The sequence below is a fragment of the Streptomyces sp. NPDC058274 genome (genome assembly GCF_042881375.1).
Lineage (GTDB): Bacteria > Actinomycetota > Actinomycetes > Streptomycetales > Streptomycetaceae > Streptomyces.
In genome coordinates this window covers 30,472-48,766 of record NZ_JBHVXW010000022.1, presented here as the reverse complement: position 1 = coordinate 48,766, position 18,295 = coordinate 30,472, and the positions used below count along the sequence as shown (strand labels likewise).

The 18,295-nt window shown below is 70.3% G+C and carries 16 protein-coding genes and 1 pseudogene; 8 read left to right on the top strand and 9 right to left on the bottom strand.

The genetic code is table 11. From position 1 onward, the window contains the following. Positions 1–6: 6 nt before the first annotated feature. Both ACFVYF_RS32015 and ACFVYF_RS32010 read right to left on the bottom strand, forming a co-directional pair. Positions 7–1,416, bottom strand: a complete 1,410-nt coding sequence (locus ACFVYF_RS32015) for a sensor histidine kinase (protein WP_389461027.1) — start codon at positions 1,414–1,416, stop codon at positions 7–9. Positions 1,417–1,425: 9 nt separating this feature from the next. Further along, complete coding sequence (locus ACFVYF_RS32010) at positions 1,426–2,112, bottom strand: response regulator transcription factor (RefSeq protein WP_389461025.1); 687 nt, start codon at positions 2,110–2,112, stop codon at positions 1,426–1,428. Between the two features lie 337 nt (positions 2,113–2,449). Between ACFVYF_RS32010 and ACFVYF_RS32005 the strand changes: the two genes are divergently transcribed. The 8 genes from ACFVYF_RS32005 (at position 2,450) to ACFVYF_RS31970 (ending at position 9,104) form a co-directional block, all read left to right on the top strand. Further along, positions 2,450–3,226 (top strand): amino acid ABC transporter ATP-binding protein, encoded by a 777-nt coding sequence (locus tag ACFVYF_RS32005; protein WP_389461023.1) that lies wholly within the window; start codon positions 2,450–2,452, stop codon positions 3,224–3,226. Between the two features lie 73 nt (positions 3,227–3,299). Then, complete coding sequence (locus tag ACFVYF_RS32000) at positions 3,300–4,133, top strand: glutamate ABC transporter substrate-binding protein (RefSeq protein WP_389461021.1); 834 nt, start codon at positions 3,300–3,302, stop codon at positions 4,131–4,133. A 75-nt stretch (positions 4,134–4,208) separates the two neighbouring features. Further along, entirely contained in the window at positions 4,209–4,874 is a 666-nt protein-coding gene (locus ACFVYF_RS31995; protein ID WP_389461019.1) for an amino acid ABC transporter permease, read from the top strand. Continuing rightward, positions 4,871–5,767 carry an amino acid ABC transporter permease gene (locus ACFVYF_RS31990; protein WP_389461017.1) on the top strand — a complete coding sequence of 299 codons (897 nt, stop codon included), beginning with the start codon at positions 4,871–4,873 and terminating at the stop codon, positions 5,765–5,767. Before ACFVYF_RS31995 ends, ACFVYF_RS31990 begins: the two co-directional genes overlap by 4 nt. 175 nt (positions 5,768–5,942) lie before the next feature. After that, positions 5,943–7,640: an FAD-dependent monooxygenase gene (locus tag ACFVYF_RS31985; RefSeq protein ID WP_389461015.1), complete on the top strand. Its 1,698-nt coding sequence runs from the start codon at positions 5,943–5,945 to the stop codon at positions 7,638–7,640. A gap of 104 nt (positions 7,641–7,744) precedes the next feature. Beyond that, positions 7,745–8,101, top strand: a complete 357-nt coding sequence (locus tag ACFVYF_RS31980) for a putative leader peptide (protein WP_389461013.1) — start codon at positions 7,745–7,747, stop codon at positions 8,099–8,101. 77 nt (positions 8,102–8,178) lie between these two features. Beyond that, a complete protein-coding gene (locus tag ACFVYF_RS31975) occupies positions 8,179–8,706 on the top strand; it encodes a cysteine dioxygenase (protein ID WP_389461011.1) in 528 nt (175 codons plus the stop codon). Beyond that, entirely contained in the window at positions 8,703–9,104 is a 402-nt protein-coding gene (locus tag ACFVYF_RS31970) for a rhodanese-like domain-containing protein (protein ID WP_389461010.1), read from the top strand. Before ACFVYF_RS31975 ends, ACFVYF_RS31970 begins: the two co-directional genes overlap by 4 nt. A gap of 84 nt (positions 9,105–9,188) precedes the next feature. Here the strand turns inward: ACFVYF_RS31970 and ACFVYF_RS31965 are convergent. The 7 genes and pseudogenes from ACFVYF_RS31965 to ACFVYF_RS31935 all read right to left on the bottom strand — a co-directional run bounded on the left by ACFVYF_RS31965 (position 9,189) and on the right by ACFVYF_RS31935 (position 18,266). Further along, positions 9,189–11,806, bottom strand: a pseudogene (locus ACFVYF_RS31965) (FtsX-like permease family protein). After that, the gene (locus ACFVYF_RS31960; protein ID WP_389461008.1) at positions 11,803–12,621 is read right to left on the bottom strand and encodes an ArsR/SmtB family transcription factor; all 819 of its coding nucleotides are present in this window, start codon (positions 12,619–12,621) and stop codon (positions 11,803–11,805) included. Before ACFVYF_RS31960 ends, ACFVYF_RS31965 begins: the two are co-directional and overlap by 4 nt. Positions 12,622–13,326: 705 nt before the next feature. After that, the gene (gene recX / locus ACFVYF_RS31955; protein WP_389461005.1) at positions 13,327–14,220 is read right to left on the bottom strand and encodes a recombination regulator RecX; all 894 of its coding nucleotides are present in this window, start codon (positions 14,218–14,220) and stop codon (positions 13,327–13,329) included. 3 nt (positions 14,221–14,223) lie between these two features. Further along, a complete protein-coding gene (gene recA / locus ACFVYF_RS31950; protein ID WP_389461003.1) occupies positions 14,224–15,354 on the bottom strand; it encodes a recombinase RecA in 1,131 nt (376 codons plus the stop codon). 383 nt (positions 15,355–15,737) lie between these two features. Beyond that, positions 15,738–16,076 carry an inner-membrane translocator gene (locus ACFVYF_RS31945; protein WP_389461002.1) on the bottom strand — a complete coding sequence of 113 codons (339 nt, stop codon included), beginning with the start codon at positions 16,074–16,076 and terminating at the stop codon, positions 15,738–15,740. Positions 16,077–16,265: 189 nt separating this feature from the next. Further along, positions 16,266–16,961 (bottom strand): GNAT family N-acetyltransferase, encoded by a 696-nt coding sequence (locus ACFVYF_RS31940; protein WP_389461000.1) that lies wholly within the window; start codon positions 16,959–16,961, stop codon positions 16,266–16,268. A 60-nt stretch (positions 16,962–17,021) separates the two neighbouring features. Then, positions 17,022–18,266, bottom strand: a complete 1,245-nt coding sequence (locus tag ACFVYF_RS31935; protein WP_389460998.1) for an AI-2E family transporter — start codon at positions 18,264–18,266, stop codon at positions 17,022–17,024. Between the last annotated feature and the right edge of the window lie 29 nt (positions 18,267–18,295).

Below are 18,295 nucleotides of genomic sequence, written 5' to 3'. Positions count from 1 at the left end.
GGCGCGTCAGCAGGCCGGCCCCGACCTCGGTACCGTCACCGTCACCTCGAGTCCGTGCGGCTCGTGGCGGGCGTACGTGATCGAGCCGCCGCCCGCGGCCAGCAGCGTCCGGGAGATCGACAGGCCGAGGCCCGAGCCCTTGATGTTCTGATGTCCGGCGCTGCGCCAGAAACGGTCGCCGACGCGGGCGAGCTCGTCGTCGGTGAGGCCGGGTCCCCCATCCGTGACGACGACGGTCGAGACCTCGCCGTTCGAGGACACGGTCACCTGGACGCTCTGGCCTTCGGGCGTGAACTTGAGCGCGTTGTCGATCACGGCGTCCAGGGCGCTGGAGAGGGTGACCGGGTCGGCCCAGGCGGTGGTGGCCGGGCAGCTGCCGGCCAGCCGGACGCCCTTGCTGTCGGCGACCGGCCCCCAGGACGCCACGCGCTCGGCCGTGAGCTCGCCGATGTCGGTCAGCCTCAGGTCCGCCTCCGCGTGCTCGGCCAGGGCCAGGTCGAGCAGGTCGTCGAGAACCTGGGCCAGGCGCTTGCCCTCGGTGCGGACCGAGGCGATCTCCTCGTTGCCCTCGGGCAGTTCGAGGGCGAGCAGCTCGATGCGGAGCAGCAGCGCCGAGAGCGGGTTGCGCAGTTGGTGCGAGGCGTCGGCGACGAAGGCGCGCTGCTGCTCCAGGACGTCCTCGACGTTGTCGGCCATCTCGTTGAACGACCGGGCCAGACGTCTGAGTTCCGGCGGGCCGCCGGCGGCCGCGACCCGGGACTTCAGGCGGCCGGTCGCGATGTCGTGGGTGGTGGCGTCCAGGACGCGTACGGGCCTCAGGACCCAGCCGGTCAGACGCAGCGCGGCGCCCAGGGCGAGCAGCATCGCGGCGATCTCGCCCGCGCCGATGAGGAGCCAGCCGTACAGGGTCTTCGACCGCATCTGTCCGGTGGGCGAGTCGGTGACGACGACCGCCACGACGTCACCGTCGCGGATGACCGGGGACGCGACGACGAGCCGCCGGCGCTGCCACGGCCAGACCTGTTCCGGGTCATGACTGCGCCGCCCCAGGAACGCCTCGTTGAACGCGTCACGGCCTTCGCCCGCCTCGGGGACGTACCAGTTCTCCGGCGCGTTGGCCATCGGCGCTTCGTCGCGGTAGAAGACGCCGGCCCTGATGCCGTAGACGCGGAAGTACGCGGCGAGTTCCTTGCGGAGGGTCTCGCGGCGCTCGTCGGGGGTCGTGCCCACCCGGGAGCCGATGGGGCGGTCGGTGACGAACTGCGCGAGGGCGGCGAAGCGCGCGGTGTCGTCGATGCGGTCGACGACCACCTTCTGCTGCTGGGCGGCCGCCACACTCGCGGCCAGCGGGATGCCGAGCGCGAGCAGCACGGCGGCCATCAGGACGATGAGCAGCGGAAGCAGACGAGTGCGCACCGGAGCACGCTATGCCGCGGGAGCCACGAGCCGGTAACCGACGCCGCGCACGGTCTCGATCAGGGCAGGCATGCGCAACTTCGAGCGCAGAGAGGCGACATGCACCTCCAGAGTGCGGCCCGTCCCCTCCCAGCTGGTGCGCCACACCTCGCTGATGATCTGCTCCCGGCGGAAGACCACACCGGGCCGCTGTGCCAGCAGCGCGAGCAGATCGAACTCCTTGCGGGTCAGTTGGACAACCGAACCGTCCACGCTGACCTGGCGGGTGGGGAGTTCGATGCGTACGGAACCCAGCCGCAGGGCGGTCTCCCCCGGCCCCGAGGAGTCGTCGGAGACGGTGCGCCGGCTGACGGCGTGGATCCGGGCGAGCAGTTCCCCGGTGTCGTACGGCTTGACCACGTAGTCGTCGGCGCCGAGGTTGAGGCCGTGGATCCGGGAGCGTACGTCCGCGCGCGCGGTGACCATGATCACCGGAGTGCTGGTCCGCTTGCGGATCTTGCCGCAGACCTCGTAGCCGTCCTGGTCGGGCAGCCCCAGGTCGAGCAGGACCACACCGAAGCCGTCGCTCTCCGGGACGAGAGCCTGCAGGGCCTCCTCGCCGCTGCGGGCGTGCGTGACGTCGAAGCCGTGCCGCACCAGGATGGCCGACAGAGCGGCGGCGACATGGTTGTCGTCCTCGACGAGCAGCAGTCTCATCCCGGCCCCCTCCGGTTCATCGGTCGTACGGTCCCGGTTCGGTCGCCGGCCGTACGGTCCCTGTCGGGTGATCGCCGTACGACGGTCCCGGTGTGCGAAGTATGCGCACACGGGCGTGCACCATGGCAGTCACCCCGATGGAGAAGGACGGCGTCAAGGGCCCTCGGGTTGCGCGCGGCTTCCGTTATCCAGCCGGTACGCGCGCGCCCGCGCCTGTTACGGGGCGTATCCGGGCGCTATCGGATCGTTATGCTCAATTTCCCCTCAGATGTAATGACGCTGGTCGTGCTGCCTCACTACTGTCCTCCGCAACCGAGGAGGACGGAGCAAGAGGCACATGACCGATGTATCGGTGACCAAGGACGCCGTGCCGACGGCCGACGATCTGGTCGTGCTGAAGGACGTCAACAAGCACTTCGGCGCGCTGCACGTGCTCCAGGACATCGACCTGACCATCGCCCGGGGTGAGGTCGTCGTGGTGATCGGGCCCTCCGGGTCCGGGAAGTCCACCCTGTGCCGCGCCATCAACCGCCTGGAGACGATCGAGTCCGGATCCATCTCCATCGACGGAAAGCCGCTGCCCGAGGAGGGCAAGGAACTCGCCCGGCTGCGCGCCGACGTCGGCATGGTCTTCCAGTCCTTCAACCTCTTCGCGCACAAGACGGTGCTCGAGAACGTGATGCTGGGCCAGATCAAGGTCCGCAAGGCGGACAAGAAGGTCGCGGAGGAGAAGGCCCGCGGGCTGCTCGACCGGGTGGGCGTCTCCGCCCAGGCCGACAAGTACCCCGCGCAGCTCTCCGGCGGCCAGCAGCAGCGTGTCGCGATCGCCCGGGCGCTGGCGATGGACCCCAAGGTCATGCTCTTCGACGAGCCCACGTCGGCGCTCGACCCCGAGATGATCAACGAGGTCCTGGAGGTCATGCAGCAGCTGGCGCGGGACGGCATGACCATGGTCGTCGTCACCCACGAGATGGGCTTCGCTCGTTCGGCTGCCAACCGGGTGGTGTTCATGGCCGACGGCCGCATTGTCGAAGAGGCTGTGCCGGACCAGTTCTTCAGCAATCCCCGCAGCGACCGGGCCAAGGACTTCCTGTCGAAGATCCTTCACCACTGACGGTCTGCGTCTCCTCACTTCTGAAGGCGTTACCGAAGGCCCGCACCTCTTCACCACTCAAAGGATGTTCACCATGAAGCTCCGCAAGGTCACTGCCGCTTCGGCCGTCGTGCTCGCGCTCGCCGTCACCGCCACGGCGTGCGGCTCCGACGACAAGGACGACAGCGGCTCCTCGGGCGGCAACAAGATCACGGTCGGCATCAAGTTCGACCAGCCCGGCATCGGTCAGAAGACGCCGGACGGCTACACGGGCTTCGACGTCGACGTCGCGACCTACATCGCCAAGCAGCTCGGTTACAGCAAGGACCAGATCGAGTGGAAGGAAGCGAAGAGCGCCGACCGCGAGACCATGCTCCAGCGCGGTGACGTCGACTTCATCGCCGCCTCCTACTCGATCACTCCCGAGCGTGAGGCGAAGGTCGACTTCGCGGGCCCGTACCTGCTGGCGCACCAGGACGTGCTGCTGCGGTCCGACGACAACTCGATCAAGTCGGAGAAGGACCTCAACAGCAAGAAGCTTTGTTCGGTGACGGGCTCCACCTCGGCGCAGAACGTCAAGGACAAGCTCGCGCCCAAGGCGCAGCTGCAGAAGTACCCGACGTACTCGGCGTGTCTGTCCGGTCTGCAGAACAAGGCCATCGACGCGCTGACCACCGATGACTCGATCCTCGCCGGTTACGCCGCGCAGCCGAACTTCAAGGGCAAGTTCAAGCTGGGCGGCTTCAAGATGACCAACGAAAACTACGGCATCGGCGTCAAGAAGGGCAGCGACCTCAAGGCGAAGATCAACACGGCCCTGGAGAAGATGGTCTCCGACAAGTCGTGGGACAAGGCCGTGAAGGACAACTTCGGTCCGGCGAACTACAAGAACGAGCCCGCCCCGAAGATCGGCAACGTCGTCAGCTGATGAAGCGGCCGTTGGTGCGCCGCCCTCGGGGGGCGGCGCACCCGGCCCTCGACACACGCGGAAGCGCGGGAGATCGTGTTCGACTTTCTTGAAGGTTACGACCTGCTGGGAGCGTTCTGGGTCACGGTGAAACTCACCGTCCTCTCAGCCGTCGGCTCCCTGATCTGGGGAACCGTGCTGGCCGCGATGCGGGTCGGCCCAGTGCCGCTCATGCGCGGCTTCGGCACCAGCTACGTGAACATCGTGCGGAACATCCCGCTGACCGTGATCATCCTGTTCACCTCGCTCGGCCTCAGCCAGACCCTGGGGGTGAACCTCGGCGCGAACACGTTCGAGTCCATCAACTTCCGGCTCGCCGTGCTCGGTCTGATCGCCTACACCTCGGCCTTCGTCTGCGAGGCGATCCGGTCCGGCATCAACACGGTGCCCGTCGGCCAGGCGGAGGCGGCCCGTGCCATCGGCCTGAACTTCACCCAGGTCCTCACGCTGATCGTGCTTCCCCAGGCGTTCCGTTCAGTCGTCGGCCCGCTGACGAACGTACTGATCGCGTTGACGAAGAACACCACGGTGGCAGCCGCGATCGGTGTCGCGGAAGCGGCGACGCTGATGAAGGAGATGATCGAGAACGAGGCTCAACTCATCCTGATCTCCGCGGTCTTCGCGTTCGGCTTCGTGTGCCTGACGCTGCCGACCGGTCTGATTCTCGGCTGGGTGAGCAAGAAGGTGGCGGTGAAGCGATGAGCTCGGTCCTCTACGACGCCCAGGGCCCGCGGGCCAAGCGGCGAAACGTTCTCTTCACCGTGGTGTTCGTGATCGTGGCCGCGGCGGTCCTGTGGTGGGTGATCACCAGCCTCAACGACAAGGACCAGCTCGCCTGGGAGAAGTGGAAGCCTTTCGTCCACACCGAGGCCTGGACGACGTACATCTGGCCCGGTCTGCAGAACACGCTCAAGGCCGCGGCGCTCGCCATGGTCATCGCGCTGCCGCTCGGCGCGGTCCTCGGCATCGCCCGGCTCTCGGACCACAGGTGGGTACGCATTCCCGTCTCGGTCGTGGTGGAGTTCTTCCGCGCCATCCCGGTGCTGATCCTCATGATCTTCGGCATCGCCCTGTTCTCCGAGTACACGAACGTCAGCTCGGACGACCGTCCGCTGTACGCGGTCGTCACCGGACTCGTGCTCTACAACGCGGCGGTCCTCGCGGAGATCGTCCGGGCCGGCATCCTGTCGCTGCCCAAGGGCCAGTCCGAAGCGGCGATGGCGGTCGGGCTGCGCAAGAACCAGGTCATGCGGTTCATCCTGCTGCCGCAGGCCGTCACGGCCATGCTGCCGGCGATCGTCAGCCAGCTCGTCGTGATCGTGAAGGACACGGCGCTCGGCGGCGCGGTCCTCACCTTCTCCGAGCTGCTGGCCTCGGTCGGCCCGATGAGCGGCTACTACGGCGCCAACACCATCGCCAGCTTCACGGTCGTGGCCCTGGTCTACATCGCGATCAACTTCTCCCTCACGACCTTCGCGAGCTGGCTGGAAGGCCGGCTGCGGCGCGGTAAGAAGTCCACGGGTGCGGTGATTCCGCCGGCGGCGGTCGGGGGCACGGAGTCCACCGGCGCGGGCGGCGCGGGCGGCTTCATCTGACGGACCCTCACCATGCTTGGCCCGTACGGAGGCAGTGGCGTGATCGCCGCTGCCTCCGTCACTTGACGCAAGCACCGGCAATGGGTTGCATACGTTCTGTGATCGTGCACCCCGCTCCACCTGCCTGTTCCCGAACGTCGCCGAGGACACCGCTCCGGGCAGGGGGCACCGCGTCATGGACCCGGTGATCATCGTCGGAGCGGGGCCCGTAGGACTCACGCTCGCCCTTGCGCTGGCGCGCCAGGAGGTCCCTTCGGTGGTCCTCGACGAGGGGCCGGGCAAGGACGAGCAGCGGCTCGCACGGACCGTCGTGCTGCGTGAGGACACCACCGCGCTCATCGAGCGGCTGACCGGATTCCCGCTCTCCACGGCCGGTCTCCGTTGGGCCGGATGGCGGTCGATGCGGCGCAAGCAGGTGATGCGCGAGGTCACGTTCGACACGGAGGGCGCCGGGGACACCCCCGGTGCGGGTGCCCAGGGAGCCGGCGGGACCGGGCACGGTTTCGGGGACACGGGCGGCGGCGCGCTGGACCCGGACGGCGAGGCGCTGCCCGCCCCGCTGCACATCGCCCAGCACGTCCTGACCGCCGCCCTGCGCGAGGCCATCGCGGGCGAGCGGCTCGTCAAGATCGCGGCGAACAGCCGGCTCGACTCCGTCGAACAGGAGACGTCGGGGATCACGGCCCACACCCGCGGCCCCAAGGGCACGTGGTGGCGCGGCAGTTACCTCATCGGCTGCGACGGACCGCGCTCGACCGTACGCAAGCTCCAGGACATCCGCTTCCCCGGCCGTACGGCTGTGGAACGGCACGCGGTGGCGGCCCTGCGCACGGAACTGCCGTGGCCCGGCGAGGCGCTGCTGCACCGGATGCCGCCGTGGCGGACGTCGGGCCCTTCGGCCGGCGAGGTGTCCGGACGCCCTCTCGCGGACGGCGTGTGGCGCCTGGACTGGCTGCTGCCGCCGGGGAAGGACCTGGTCACCCCGGACCTTCTGGTGGCGCGCGTCCGGGAGACCCTCGCGGGCTGGAGCGGCGGCTCGACACCGCCGTACGAACTGCTCGACACCGGGGTCCACACCGTTCACCACCGGCTCGCCCGGCGCTGGCGGGTCGGCCGGGTCTTCCTCGCCGGGGACGCCGCGCATCTGCTCGGCGCGCTCGGCACCCACGGGCTGGACGAGGGCCTGCGGGACGCCGACAACCTCGCCTGGAAACTGGCCCTGGCCTGGCACCACGGACCGCACGAGGCACTGCTCAACAGCTATCAGGCGGAGCGGCGCGCGATCGTCGCGGCCCGGCTGCGCGTCGCCGACCAGGCACTTCCCGGGCTGCGCGGCGGCGCTGGGCTGCGTTCGTACGTGCCCGGATCGGCCCGTGGCCATGACGCGCTGCTCGCGGACGGTCACCTGGGGCGCGGCCCGCTCGGTGCGCCGGGGGCGTACGCCGAATCGCCGCTCGCGCCTCCGTACGCCGATGCGGAGGTCGCCGTGGGTACGCCGCCCGGCGCGCCCGTGGTCGATGTGCGGGTGACCGCGGAGGACGGTTCCTTCGTACGGCTGCGGGAGCGGCTGGGGCGCGGAGTGCTGCTGGTGGTGCTGATCGCACCCGGGACCGGCGTGTGGGAGCGCAAGCACTGGGTGACGGCCGGGGTCATGCCCCGGCTCGCGGCCGCGGTGACCGCGCTGCCGCACTCCGCCGAGCTCCTGGTCGCCGAGAGCTATCCCGGCGCCGCCGCGCACACCGTGCTGCTGATCCGGCCGGACGGTCACCTGGTCACGGCCTTGAGCGGGGTGCGCCCCGCGGACCTGTACGCGGCCGCGGAAGCGACGCTGGGCGGCCCGGCACGCACCGAGGCGGCGGCCGGCCGGAGCTGACGCGCGCGGTGGGGCCAGGCCTGTGCGGTGGTGGACACCGGCCGGAGCGACGGCCACGCCTCCGTGCAGGCCGGATCGGGTCCGGCCGGAGCCGTCATGACCGTATGCCCTGGTGGGGCCCGTGCTCGCGGTGGACTCGGACCGGAGTGAAGGGCGCACCGGCTGTGATCGCAGGCCCGCGCGGGCCTGCGACCTCCTGGGAGCCGGGCATCCACCCTCCGGCGAAGCCCGGGCGTGGTGCCGGCGCGGCGGCGGAGACATGCTGGGGCGACCGTCCTGTGGACGCCGGCGGCCGCCGCCCCGGACCGCATCCGGGGCGTCCACATAGTGATGGTGAGTTGAACAGGCCGCACGGCCATGGTGTACTCCGGATCGTGACCGACACCTGCGTGCACCTGTGGCGGAGGGTCCATATGGACCTCCTCCGCTATGCGGGCTGCGTGTGTCGTCCGTCCCGCTGAATTCGCATCCCTCTCCTTCGCGCGCCCCTCTGTGCGGTGCCGCGCGCTTCCACGCGAAATAGCCCAGGACGGTACCCGTGTCCGTGTCACCCCTTGTCTCCGCACCCACACAAGCTCCCACCCAGGCCGAGTTGCTCGACTTCGTGCGCCGATCGGCAGCCGACCCCGAACTGATCGCCTCCCTCCCGCTCGACCCCGAAGGCCGTACCTGGGTACGTCTGGAAGGCCCCGGGGGCAGCGAGGCCTGGCTCATCGGCTGGCCCCCCGGCACCGGGACCGGCTGGCACGATCACGCCGAGTCCGTCGGCGCATTCGTCACCGCCTCGGGTGAGCTCAAGGAGAACTCGCTCACCGCGCGGCTGCCCGCCGACGGCTGGCGGACCCTGGAACTCGCCGACGGTGTGGACCGCAATCGGCGGCTGCCGGCCGGCAAGGGCCGCGCCTTCGGCCAACACCACGTGCACGAGGTGCTCAACGAGTCCACCGATGAGCACGCGATCTCCGTCCACGCCTACTACCCGCCCCTGCCGCAGATCCGCCGCTACAGCCGCACGGGTCAGGTGCTGCGCCTGGAGCACGTCGAGCGTCCGGAGGACTGGCAGTGAGCATTCGACCCGAACGTCCCGTCGGAATAGACGAGTTGCTGGACCAGGTCCGCGAAGGGCTCGACCGGGTGGACGCCACGGAGGCGTACGACCTCTTCAAGGCGGGCGAAGCCCTGCTGGTCGACACCCGGTACGCGGCTCTGCGCGAGCGCGACGGGCTGATCCCCGGCGCCCTGGTCGTCGAGCGCAACGAACTGGAGTGGCGGCTCGACCCCCAGGGCAGCCACCGCGCCGCGGAGGCCACCAGCCACGATCTGCGGGTCGTGGTCATCTGCAACGAGGGGTACGCGTCGAGCCTGGCGGCCGTCTCCCTCCAGCAGCTGGGCCTGCACCGGGCGACCGACCTGATCGGCGGTTTCCAGGCCTGGAAGGCGGCCGGATACCCGGTGACGCCCTAGGCCACCGTACGAGGAGTCACTGACGTCGCAGGCAAGGACGGGCGCCCCTGAAGGTAAGGGGCGCCCGTCCTTGCGTTGCGCCCCTTACTCCCTGGCCGTCGCCACGGTGACCGGGCGGGGGCGCAGCGCCATCCGGCCGGGGAGCGAGGTGGCGACCAGGGCGAGCAGTGCGGCGGTCGCGACCACGGAGACGTACACCAGGGGCCGGACGGCCGGTGCCGCGCTGCCGGTCATGCCGGTGCTGAAGGCGGTCAGGACCGCGAGGGCGATTCCGCTGCCGAGCGAGGTGGCGAGCAACAGGACCGACAGCGTCTCGGTGCGCAGCATCCGCAGTACCTGGCGACGGGTGGCTCCCGCGAGGCGGAGCATCGCGAACTCGCGGATGCGCTCGGAGAGCGACATGGCGAGCGTGTTGACGACGGCGATGGCGGTAAAGGCCAGGACCAGCCCCATGGCGAGGTAGTTGACCCCCGCGTTCGCCTGCTGACGCTCGGCCTGGATCGAATCGGCGGCGGCCGGCGCGAGAACCTGAACACCCGGGAACTCACGGAGCGTAGTCGCGAGTTGTGTCTGTGTACGGGCTGTGCTGACGAGGACGGAGGTGGCGAGCGGGTTGTCCACATGGCGTGCGACCAGATCATGGGCAAAGGTGAGATCGCCGAAGCCGAGACCGCTGGCGTAGACGGCGGCGACGGTGAGCCGGACGGGCGTGCCGTCACCGAGGGTGAGTTTCAGGCTGGTGCCGGGCTTCAAGTGAAGCTGGTCCGCGGCGAGTTCACTGACCGCGACCGTGGTGTTCTTCAGGTCGTCGAGGGAACCGGCGGTGACGTCCGGGTCCCAGGTGCGGGTGAGGCCGGCGGGAGTGACGCCCTGGGCCGCGTACTTGTCGAGGCCCACCCGGACCGTCGTACGGACCACTTCGGTGACGACGTCGTGGTCCGCCCGCAGCTGCCGTGCCGCCTCGGCCGGGACACCGGGGCCCTGCGCGGCGACCACCCAGTCCGCGCGGATGCCTGCCCGCGCCTGAGCCCGGGCCGCGTCGCCGAGGGTCGGCTGGACGAACAGGACCGTGCAGGTCATGCCGATGAGGAGGGTGAGCGGAGTGACGACGGAGGCCAGGCGGGCCGCGTTGCCGCGCAGGTTGGCCGCGGCGAGCTTTCCGCCGGGGCCGGACCGGCGCAACGGCCCGCCGAGGACGGCCGCTGCCGCCCTGACCAGCAGCGGGCCCAGCAGGGCGACGGCGCCGGCGAGGACGACCACGGCCAGGAAGGTGACGGGGGTCGAGGCGGGCTCGGTGCGCAGAGCGCTGAGTACGGCGACGAGGACGGCGCCACCGGCCAGCAGCGCGAGGCCGGCCAGGATCCGACCCCAGGATGGACGGCCGCGGTCGGCCCGGCCTCGGCGAGCGCCTCGGCCGGCCGGATCCGGGAGATGCGGCGCGACGAGATACGGGCGGCGGCCCAGGCACCGAGGAGGGTGGCGCCGATCGCGGCGAACATCGGGAAGATACTGGCCGTGTGCTGAAGGGTGACGGGCACGGCACCCATGGCCACGAACCGTCCGTGCAGCCACGCGCCCAGCGGCAGGCCGACGAGAGCGCCCGTCACTCCCGCGAGAGCGCCCACGATCAGGGCCTCACGGCCGAGGAGGGCCCGGATCTGGCCCGGGGTGGCGGCGATGGCGCGCAGCAGGGCGAGTTCGCGGTGACGCTGCTGCACGGAGAGCGCGAAGGTGCCGACGACCACCAGGACGGCCACGAGCAGGGAGGTGCCGCCCATCGCACCCCCCATGCTGACCAGCCGGATACGGGCGGCGGCCGCGTCGAGGAACTCGACCGGACCGCGGTCCTCACCCGTGCTGACCTGCGCGGTGGTGCCGTGCAGTGCCTTGGTGACGGCCTGTTGGAGGTCCGCCGTGTCCGTGCCCTTGACGGGGAGCACACCGAAGGCGGTGACCTTGCCTGGGTGAGCGGCCAGGCGCCGGGCCTCGGCCGTGGAGAAGAAGAGAGAGGTCTGGTGGCGTAGGGCAGTGGCGGGCGCGGCGATTCCGCTGACGCGGTAGCTGCGCGGGGACTGCGTCGACTGGACGGTGAGGCGGTCGCCGGGCTTGAGGTGCGCGCGCTCGGCGAGGCCTCGGTCGACGACCAGATCGCCGTCGGACGCGGGCGCGGTGCCGGCGGTGAGCCGGTACGGGGTGAGGACGGCGGATTCCCAGGCGTGGCCGTAGGCGGGGTTCACCTTCGCTTCGGAGTCGGTGCCGGTGCCGGTGCCGGTGCCGGTGCCGGTGCCGGTGCCGGTGCCGGTGCCGGTGCCGGTGCCGGTGCCGGTGCCGGTGCCGGTGGGCGTCAACGGCTGTGCGAGGAAGGTCAGTTCGGGGACGACGCGACCCACTCCGGGAGCCTCGCGGAGCCGGGCGGCGAGATCGGAGGGGAGCCAGGCCCGCTCGGCGATCGGCTTGGCCTTGTGCTTGACCTTGGTCTTGCCCTTCTTGTGCTTGACGGTGGTCTGGTGGACGTTCTGGTCGGCGGAGACCACGACGGGGGTCGCGGCATACCGTTCCGTACTGATCGCGCCGCGCAGTCCCGTTTCGAGGAGAGTGCCGCACGCGGTGATGAGGGCGGCCGCGCACATCAGGGCGAAGAACGCGCCGAGAAAGCCGCCCTTGCGCGCCCGCACGGTCTGGAGGGCGTATCGCAGCATCATGAGGGGTCGGCCTTTCCTCTGTTGTGGTGGTGGTTGTGGGGCGCGGGGTGGTTGCGCGAACGCGCGGCACCAGGGGCCTCGGCGGGGGTGGCCTCCGGTACTTGGGCGGCCGGGGCGCTTTCGGCGTCGGGGTCGGGGTCGGGGCCGGGGTCGGGGTCGGGGCCAGCCTCGGGGTCGGCGCCGGCGTCGGCGTCGGTGGAGGCCGGAAAGGCCAGGAATCGCGTGAGCACGGTGCGGGCGTTGGCCGGGGTCTCGGCTTCGGGGCGCTTGTAGCGGTTGAGGAGTGCGACGTACTCCTCGAAGAACGCCTGGAGTTCGGAGAGCGTCAGCCGGATCGTGCCCCGCGAGTACGGGAAGGCGTCGGCCCAGCGGTCGTCGGCCGCACCCTGCTGGAGCTGCATCCGCTCGAAGAGCTCGAGGTCGGCGGCGTACGCGTGATGATTCAACTCGTCCATCACGAGCCGCATTTCGGGGCTCTGACGGCTGCGCGGCGGGAAGCGCCGGTCGCCGGGGACGGCCCGCCACCAGCGTTCGCGGCCGTGACCGCTCGCTTCTGCCGTCTCCGTCGTCTCCTCCACGAAGCCGAACCGCGCGAGCTCACGCAGGTGGTAGCTCGTGGCCCCCGTGTTGAGTCCGAGTGCCCGGGCGAGCGTCGCCGAGGTGGCGGGCCCGTGCACGGTGAGGTGCTGGAGCATGCGCTGCCGCCGGGGCTGAGCGAGCGCCTTCAGGGCGGCGAGATCGGAGAGCTCAATGGGGGCCTGCGGGCCCACCGGCGGGCTCTTCGCACCGGGTTTCGCACCGGGTTCCTGTGCCATGGGTACACAGTCGTCTGTGCACAGGCATCTGGGCATTGCGGCGGACCGGTGTCTCGGGTGGGGGGTTAACCCCAGGTGGGGGGTTGGGGGTTGGCGGGTAAGGGGCTCGGGGTTGGGATGTTGGGCGCCGGGGCTGGGGGGTGGCGAGCTGGGGAGCGGGGTGCTGGGCGTGTGGGCTGGCCAGGGCCTGAGCTTGGGGTGGGGCTGTTTTGGGTTGTGAGAGCGGTGGCGTTGGAGCGCTGAGACGTTGGGCGCTGAGACATTGGGCGCTGAGACATTGGGCGTTGGAGCGCTGAGACGCTGAGGCAGCTATTCCGGTTGTTAGATCGGTGGGTGCCGTGAGCCCTGCTTCGGCTGTGGCGGCTGTGGGCGCTGTGGGCGCTGGCGCTCTGGGGTGGCCGAACCTTCGAACTGCCGCGTGGCCCGGACCGCGCCGACTCACGCCGATCCGACTCGCGCCGGCTCGGCCTCACCCCCCGGGGTCCGGAAGGGGCAGTGGAGCCCGGCACGCCAGACGAGTCGGAGGGCCCAAGGGCGCCGGAGACCAGGGGGTCCTGAGGGTCCTGAGGGCCAGGAATCATCCGAGCCAGGAAAGACCCGAGACCGGGAAGGACCGAGACCAGAGGGTCCTGAGGACCGGGAAGAACCCGAGCCAGGTAAGACCCGAAGCCAGGAAGGACCCGAAGCCAGGAAGGACCCGAAGGGTCAGAACCCCTCGTCCTCCAACCCCTCCGCGTCCTCGCCCTCTTCCTCCAGCGCCTGTCGGACCACCCGTAGGGCCATGCCCTCGGGGTACCCCTTGCGGGCGAGCATGCCGGCGAGGCGTCGCAGCCGCTTGTCACGGTCGAGGCCCCGCGTGGAGCGCAGCTTGCGAGCCACGAGCTCGCGCGCGGTCGCCTCCTCCTGCTCGGAGTCGAGCTGCCCGACGGCCTCGTCGATCAGCGTCGAGTCCACGCCCTTGGTACGCAACTCCCGTGCGAGCGCCCGCCGGGCCAGCCCGCGGCCGTGGTGCCGGGACTCCACCCAGGCGTCCGCGAAGGCACCGTCGTTGATCAGTCCGACCTCCTCGAACCGTGACAGCACCTCGTCCGCCACGTCGTCGGGGATCTCACGCTTGCGCAGCGCGTCCGCGAGCTGTTTCCGCGTGCGCGGGGTCCCGGTGAGCAGGCGCAGACAGATCGCCCTCGCCCGCTCAGCCGGGTCCCCTGGGGACTCCCCCTTCTCGGCCCTCGACGAGAAAGGGGGGCCTCCGTCCTGTGGGTCGCCGGACAGGTCGCTCGCCGGATCGCCGGTCGGTTCGCCGAAGCCACCGCGCCCGCGGCGGCCACGGCTACGTCCGCCCCCGCGCGGACCGCCGTCACCACCACGCCGGCCGCCCCTGCGCGAGCCGCCCGCCGAGGAACCCTCGCCGTCCGCGCCCGGACCACCGCCGTACGGCCCAGCACCGTCGGCGCCACGGCCGTACAGCCCGTCGCTGTCGTACGCCTCCTCGCCGTACGACCCTCCGCCGTCTCCGGTCGAGGCGCCGTCCCCCCGGGAGACCTGTCCTCCGGGGGTGACGGGATAGGCGGACTCGGCCCAGTCGGTTCGCCGTGTCACTGACTAGCTCTTCGCCGCCGTGGCTTTGGACTTGGTGACCTTGGCCGCCGGAGCGGGCACCGTCTTCGCGGCCTCGTCCGCAGGGGCCGTGACCGCCGCGTCCGCGACCGGCTCGACAGTGGGCTTGGGCTCCTCCGGCCGCACGCCGACGCCCAGCTTCTCCAGGATCTTCTTCTCGATCTCGTTGGCGAGGTCGGGGTTGTCCTTCAGGAAGTTGCGCGCGTTCTCCTTGCCCTGGCCGAGCTGGTCGCCCTCGTACGTGTACCAGGCGCCGGCCTTGCGGACGAAGCCGTTCTCCACGCCCATGTCGATCAGGCCGCCCTCACGGCTGATGCCCTGCCCGTAGAGGATGTCGAACTCGGCCTGCTTGAAGGGCGGCGCGACCTTGTTCTTGACGACCTTGACGCGGGTGCGGTTGCCGACCGCGTCGGTGCCGTCCTTCAGCGTCTCGATACGACGGATGTCGAGTCGCACCGAGGCATAGAACTTCAGGGCCCGGCCACCGGTCGTGGTCTCCGGCGAGCCGAACATCACGCCGATCTTCTCGCGGAGCTGGTTGATGAAGATCGCGGTGGTCTTCGACTGGTTGAGCGCGCTGGTGATCTTTCGCAGCGCCTGGCTCATCAGACGGGCCTGCAGACCCACGTGCGAGTCACCCATCTCGCCCTCGATCTCCGCGCGCGGCACCAGGGCCGCGACCGAGTCGATGACGATGAGGTCGAGCGCGCCGGAGCGCACCAGCATGTCGACGATCTCCAGAGCCTGCTCGCCGTTGTCCGGCTGCGACAGGATCAGGTTGTCGATGTCGACGCCGAGCTTCTTCGCGTACTCGGGGTCGAGGGCGTGCTCGGCGTCGATGAAGGCCACCTGGCCGCCGGCCTTCTGCGCGTTCGCCACCGCGTGCAGCGTCAGCGTCGTCTTGCCGGAGGATTCCGGTCCGTACACCTCCACCACTCGGCCGCGTGGCAGACCGCCGACGCCCAGGGCCACGTCGAGCGCGGTCGACCCGGTGTGGATGACCTCGATGGGCTCGTTCGGTCGCTCACCGAGGCGCATCACCGCGCCCTTGCCGAATTGCCGTTCAATCTGTGCGAGCGCGGCGTCCAACGCCTTCTCGCGGTCGGTACCTGCCATGGGTTCCACCCGATTTGCTTGAGTCGATCGCTTCACGTCAATGACGCTAGCGCCTGCCACTGACAATGCGCCTCGACGGCCGCCCGGCCTGTGGATAACTCGGACACTTCCGCCGGAAATCCCCGCCGAAAGCCCTGCCGAAGACTCCATAAGAATAGATGTTCGATTTTGGTGTCAAGCGCACCACGCGCAAGCCGCGCACCATTGGCTGCCCTGTGACACGAACCCTGAGCGTGGGCCATCGGACCTTGATGGATGCGGGTTTGTGCACGGTCCTCGGTGCGGGAGTGGCCTCCGTGGTCATGTCCGGGGAGGTGCAGGACACGTTGAGTCGGTCGCGAGCGGGTCCGGCTCGGGGACCGCACCTCCGACCGCTCCCTGGATCAGGGCCAGCCCACCAGCGCGCCTCCTGCCAGGACGACGCAGAGCGCCAGCTGGATCGTCCCGACGACTCGGTACCCGACCCGCAGCAGCATGATGGCCGTCACGCCGACCGCCAGGGCCAGAGCGCCGAAGCACAGCACCGGCGCCCAGTCTGCGGGCGGTGGGCCGGCCACCGCCCGCCCGGCGCCGGCGTCCATGTGGCCCAGCGCTCGTAGCGCGAGCACGATGATGACCACCAGCCCGGCCACCGCGTCCGCCACCAGCACGAGCAGCAGGAGACAACCCTCGGTGAGGGCATCCTTCCAGCGGGAGGACTGCTCGTCGACAGGTTCAGGCATGCCCGTACGGTCGTGCGGAATTCACCCCTCCAAACGGGCCGTTGCCGACCCGCAACCCAGGCGTACCCCGGGCTTGATGGGCCCGCCCCGCCCGGGCACCCCCGGGCATGACGGGTCTGCATTCGTGGACGGGGCCGAAGGGCTCCCCGGCTCCCGGCCCCGCGGCCCCCTCCGTCCCCAAGCTCCCGCTCATCGCACATCGCCCCGCGCGCGGAGGGCGCTCAGATCCACCCGCCAGTCGTTGGACGTGATCCAGTGGCCCTTCGGGTACTCGAACTCGACCGGGCCGAGCAGCTCGAACCCCGCCTTGCGGCACACCGCGTTCGACGCGGGGTGGTCCACACCGGGAAACGCGTGGAGGTACTGATTCCTCCCGGTAGCCCTCGCTGCCTCGGCGACCGCGCGGGCCGCCGCCGCGGCCAGACCCCGCCCCTGGAACTCGGGCCACATCGCCCACCCGGTCTCCCACACCGTCCCGTCCCGCCACGCACGCTCCCAGAACCCGATCGAACCGACGGTGTCGCCGGGCACGCCGGTGCTGGTGCCGGGGATGCCGGTGCTGGTGCCGGGGATGCCGGTGCTGGTGCCGGGCACGCCGATGCTGGTGCCGGGGATGCCGGTGCTGGTGCCGGGGATGCCGGTGCTGGTGCCGGGGATGCCGGTGCTGGTGCCGGATCCGCTGGTGTCCGCCAGTGTGACCCGGTACATCTGTCCCCGCCCCGGCTCCAGATCGACGTACCGCCGGTGCCGCGCGACGAGTTGCTCCGCGGTCTCGGGGCCGCCCAAGTGTTCCGTCATCTCGGGGGTGTTGTTCCGTTGCAGAACCCAGAAATCGCCTTCGCCCCAGGGCTCCAGCCTCACCCGCCGTGCATCCGAACCGTCCATGTCCGCCACCCTAGGACGGGGGTCCGACAGCCGACGCGAGGGCTGTGGACAGTCGGACAGTCAGGAAGACCCGTCCTCCGACTCCGCGTCCCGCGGCCCCCACAGCCGCCGCGCACGCCGGAGCAGACTGCCCGGCCGCCGTATCCGGTGTCCGTGGACACGGGGGTCGTCCGTGACGTCGTACCGCTTCACGTACGCGCCGAGGAAGGCCTGGAGCGTGGCGACCGCCGGGATGGCGATGAGCGCGCCGACGGCGCCGAGGAGCGCGGTGCCCGCGATGACGGATCCGAAGGCGACCGCGGGGTGGATGTCCACCGTCTTGGAGGTCAGCTTGGGCTGCAGCACGTAGTTCTCGAACTGCTGGTAGATCACGACGAAGATCAGCACCCACAGCGCGTACCAGGGATTGACCGTGAAGGCGATCAGCATCGGCAGGGCACCCGCCAGGTACGTACCGATCGTGGGGAGGAACTGTGAGACCAGGCCGACCCAGACGGCGAGCACGGGCGCGTAGGGGATGCCCAGCGCCAGCAACAGGACGTAGTGCGCGACACCGGAGATCAGCGCCATCAGTCCGCGCGAGTACAGATAGCCGCCCGTCTTGTCGACGGCGATCTCCCACGCGCGCAGCACCTCGGTCTGCCGGGCGGGCGGCAGGACGGAGCACAGCGCGCGCCGCAGCCGCGGACCGTCGGCGGCGAAGTAGAACGAGAACAGGGTGATCGTCAGTAGCTGGAACAGGCCGCCGAGGACCTGCGCGGACACGTCCAGGACGCCCGTGGCGCTGTTCTGCACGTACTTCCGCAGCCAGTCGGAGTGGACCAGGCTGTCCTGGATGTCCACCCGTCTGAGCTCGGTGTGGAAGGTCGTGTTGACCCAGTTGATGACCGAGTCGAGATATCCCGGGAAGCCCTCGACCATCCTGATGATCTGGCCGGCGAGCATCGAGCCGAGCAGCGTGATGAAGCCCGCCGTCACGATCATCGCGCCCAGGAAGACGAGGAAGGTGGCCAGCCCTCTGCGCATGCCGTGCGCGGCCATCCAGCTCACCGCCGGCTCGATCGCGAGCGCCAGGAAGAACGCGATGAGGATGTTGATCAACAGGCCGGTGAGCTGGTGGAACGCCCAGCTGCCGAACTGGAAGACAGCGACGAGTGCGAGGGCGAGCACCATGGCGCGCGGGAGCCAGCGGGGCATGCGGCCGCCCCGCCCGGCGGCGTCCTCGGCGGGAGGGCCGGCCGGCGGTGTCGTACCGAACGGCGATGCGTGCTGGGGGACCTGCGAGGTCTCGTCTGTCGGGGCCACGGTGCAAGTCTCGCCCACACCACCGACAA